Annotated in this window: 2 protein-coding genes and 1 pseudogene; all 3 read left to right on the forward strand. The window is 70.2% G+C overall.

The window, feature by feature from the left end; genetic code table 11:
* Nucleotides 1-2,563, forward strand: a 2,563-nt coding sequence (gene rpoC, locus VGD70_RS31600; protein WP_331087854.1) for a DNA-directed RNA polymerase subunit beta', incomplete at its 5' end; no start/stop codon positions are given.
* 287 nt (nt 2,564-2,850) lie between these two features.
* Complete coding sequence (locus VGD70_RS31605) at nt 2,851-3,378, forward strand: DinB family protein (RefSeq protein ID WP_331087856.1); 528 nt, start codon at nt 2,851-2,853, stop codon at nt 3,376-3,378.
* A gap of 132 nt (nt 3,379-3,510) precedes the next feature.
* Nucleotides 3,511-3,846, forward strand: a pseudogene (locus VGD70_RS31610) (hypothetical protein); the annotation flags it as partial.

The raw sequence follows: 3,846 nt of genomic DNA on the forward strand, positions 1-3,846 counted from the left end.
GATGGCGCTCGAGCTGTTCAAGCCGTTCGTCATGAAGCGGCTGGTCGACCTCAACCACGCGCAGAACATCAAGTCCGCCAAGCGGATGGTGGAGCGCGCCCGGCCGGCCGTGTGGGACGTGCTGGAAGAGGTCATCACCGAGCACCCGGTGATGCTCAACCGCGCGCCGACGCTGCACCGCCTCGGCATCCAGGCCTTCGAGCCGCAGCTGGTCGAGGGCAAGGCCATCCAGCTGCACCCGCTGGTCTGTGAGGCGTTCAACGCCGACTTCGACGGTGACCAGATGGCGGTGCACCTGCCGCTGTCCGCCGAGGCCCAGGCCGAGGCGCGGATCCTGATGCTGTCGTCGAACAACATCCTGTCGCCGGCCTCGGGGCGCCCGCTGGCCATGCCGCGACTGGACATGGTCACCGGTCTGTTCCACCTCACCCGGATCAAGGAGGAGGGGCTCGGCGCCGGGCTCGCGTTCTCCTCGCCGGCCGAGGCGATCATGGCCTTCGACCGCAAGGTCATCGGCCTGCAGGCCATGGTCAAGGTCCGGATCTCGGACCGGGCGCCGTCGCCGTCGGACAAGCCCGAGGGCTGGGAGCCGGGTCAGGCGTGGCTCGCCGAGACCACCCTGGGCCGGGTGCTGTTCAACGACCTGCTGCCCGAGGACTACCCGTTCATGAACGAGCCGATGCCGAAGAAGCGGCAGGCCGCGATCGTGAACGACCTCGCCGAGCGGTACCCGATGGTCACCGTGGCGCGCACCCTCGACAAGCTCAAGGACGCGGGCTTCTTCTGGGCCACCCGGTCCGGGGTCACCATCGCGATCTCCGACGTGGTCGTGCCGCCGAACAAGCAGCAGATCCTCGACGAGTACGAGAAGAAGGCCGACGCGGTCGAGAAGCGCTACCAGCGTGGTCAGCTCTCCGCCACCGAGCGGAACAACGAGCTGGTCAAGGTGTGGAGCAACGCGACCGAGGACGTCGCGAAGGCCATGGAGGACAACTACCCCGACGAGAACCCGATCCCCACGATCGTGAAGTCGGGCGCGGCGGGCAACATGACCCAGATCCGCCAGCTGTCCGGCATGAACGGCCTGGTCACCAACCCGCGTGGTGAGTTCATCCCGCGGCCGATCAAGGCCAACTTCCGCGAGGGCCTGTCCGTGCTGGAGTACTTCATCGCCACGCACGGTGCCCGCAAGGGTCTGGCCGACACCGCGCTGCGTACCGCCGACTCGGGTTACCTGACCCGGCGTCTGGTGGACGTGTCGCAGGACGTCATCGTGCGTGAGGTCGACTGCGGCACCACGCGCGGCATCATCATGACGGTCGGCGAGCCCGGCCCGGACGGGTCGGTCATCCGCGACCAGCACGTGGAGACGAGCGTCTACGCGCGCACGCTGGCCGAGGAGATCACCGACGCGGACGGCAACGTCCTGCTCAACCGCGGCGACGACCTCGGCGACCCGGCCATCGAGACCCTGGTCACCTCCGGGGTCACCAAGGCCAAGGTGCGCAGCGTGCTCACGTGTGAGTCGGCGGTGGGGGTGTGTGCCACCTGCTACGGCCGCTCGATGGCGACCGGCCAGCTGGTCGACGTCGGCGAGGCGGTCGGCATCGTGGCCGCGCAGTCCATCGGTGAGCCGGGTACCCAGCTCACGATGCGTACGTTCCACCAGGGTGGTGTGGCCGGTGAGGACATCACTACCGGTCTGCCGCGTGTGCAGGAGCTGTTCGAGGCCCGCGTGCCGAAGGGCATGGCGCCGATCGCCGACGTCGACGGCCGCGTGCGCATCGAGGACGGCGACCGGTACTGGAAGATCACGCTCATCCCGGACGACGGCAGCGACGAGATCGTCTTCGACAAGCTGTCCAAGCGTCAGCGGCTCGCGGTCACCCCCGACGGCCCCCTGGCCGACGGCGACCACGTGTCGGTCGGTCAGCCGCTCCTCGAGGGCACCCCGAACCCGCACGAGGTGCTGCGGGTCATGGGTCCCCGTGAGGCGCAGCTGCACCTGGTGGACGAGGTCCAGAAGGTGTACCGGGCGCAGGGTGTGTCCATCCACGACAAGCACATCGAGGTCATCGTCCGGCAGATGCTGCGCCGGGTCACGATCCTCGACAGCGGTGCGGCGGAGTTCCTGCCGGGTGCGCTCATCGAGCGGGCCCAGTTCGAGACGGAGAACCGCAGGGTCGTCGCCAGTGGCGGCGAGCCGGCGTCGGGCCGCCCGGTGCTGATGGGTATCACCAAGGCGTCGCTGGCCACGGACTCGTGGCTGTCGGCGGCCTCCTTCCAGGAGACCACGCGTGTCCTGACCGACGCCGCCATCAACGGCCGGTCGGACAAGCTGGTGGGCCTGAAGGAGAACGTGATCATCGGAAAGCTGATCCCCGCGGGGACCGGCATCAACAAGTACCGCAACATCCAGGTCCAGCCGACCGAGGAGGCCAGGGTCGCCGCATACGCGATCCCGTCCTACGACGACGGTTACTACACCCCGGATGTCTTCGGTGCCGGCACAGGCGCAGCCGTCCCCCTGGACGACTACGACTTCGGCCGGGACTACCGCTAGAACCATCCAGTTGGTCAGGGTTCAGGTCTAGGGCAGCGACGGGCCCCGGGAAGCTTCGGCTCCCGGGGCTCGTCGCTGTCTCCGGCACGGGCCGGCCGTGGTGGCCGCGCGGCAGGACGGCGGCCACGCCGCGGCTCAGCCGCTCGAACGCCCGTGCCGTTCCGGTCCCGAGGGGAGCGGTCTCCCGGGACGGACTGCGCGGGGCGACGAACCCCGCGGCAGGGCTTGATCCCCGCTTTGGCAACGCTTGCTGGTGCCCGTGCCGCGGGTAGGAGATGCTCGGCACCATGGTCGACTCGCTCACGCCGGACACCAAGGACTGGACCTGGGTGCTGGACCGCCCCTGCCCCGAATGCGGCTTCGACGCCCGGAACCTCGCTCGCGAGGACGTGGCCGGCATGCTCCGGCGCAACGCCGCGGCCTGGCCGGCCGTGCTGGGCACAGACGCGACCAGGCGGCCGCGGCCGGACAAGTGGTCGCCGCTCGAGTACGCCTGCCACGTCCGGGACGTCTGCCGCGTCTACGCCGAGCGCCTCCACCTCATGCGCACCCAGGACGACCCGCACTACCCGAACTGGGACCAGGACGCGACCGCCGTGCGGGACCGCTACGCCGACCAGGACCCGCCGGCCGTCGCCGAGGAGCTCCTGGCCGCCGCCGCGGCGCTGGCCGACGCCTTCGACCAGGTGACCGACTGGACCAGAACCGGCAACCGCGGCGACGGCGCCCACTTCACGATCGAGACCTTCGCCCGCTACCTCATCCACGATCCGGTCCATCACCTCTACGACGTGACCGGAACGCGAGCGACGTAGTACGCGCGGCGAGTCCGTCCGGATCACCCACCGGTCAAGCCCATCGAGGGGCCCGGGCGCCGCGCCGTGGCGCGGCGGGCGCGCTCGGGCAGGTGACCCGACCCTGGCCCGGTTAGGCCCGGACGGACGTGGATGCCCCGATCCGGGCGGCCGCGGCTGAAATACCTCGAGCCGAACGTCCGGTCACTGGCCACCATCCGTCTCGCCACCGCCGAGAACCTGGTGGCGTCCGGCCACCACCTGTCGGCCTTCCTCACCTACGGCAAGCGCCTCGCCTCGGCCGCGGGAGAGATCGGGCTGACCGCCGTCGCGCCGGCGGCCTGGCGACGAACCTCCTTGCGTGGCAACGACTTCGGCGCGCCGCGGACCGCCGCCCAGCGCGCCGGACCGCGTCCTGTACCGTGGGGAACAGCGTCCCCCAGGAGCCGGCTCAGGGTTCGGTACAGCGCCGGTGGAGCCAGAGGCCAC

Source organism: Actinophytocola sp. (assembly GCF_036402745.1).
In the GTDB taxonomy this organism is placed as follows: Bacteria; Actinomycetota; Actinomycetes; order Mycobacteriales; family Pseudonocardiaceae; genus Actinophytocola.

What these genes read in the sequence shown, in the direction of transcription:
- VGD70_RS31605 (WP_331087856.1), top strand. Translation starts at nt 2,851, where the DNA reads ATGGTCGACTCGCTCACGCCGGACACCAAGGACTGGACCTGGGTGCTG.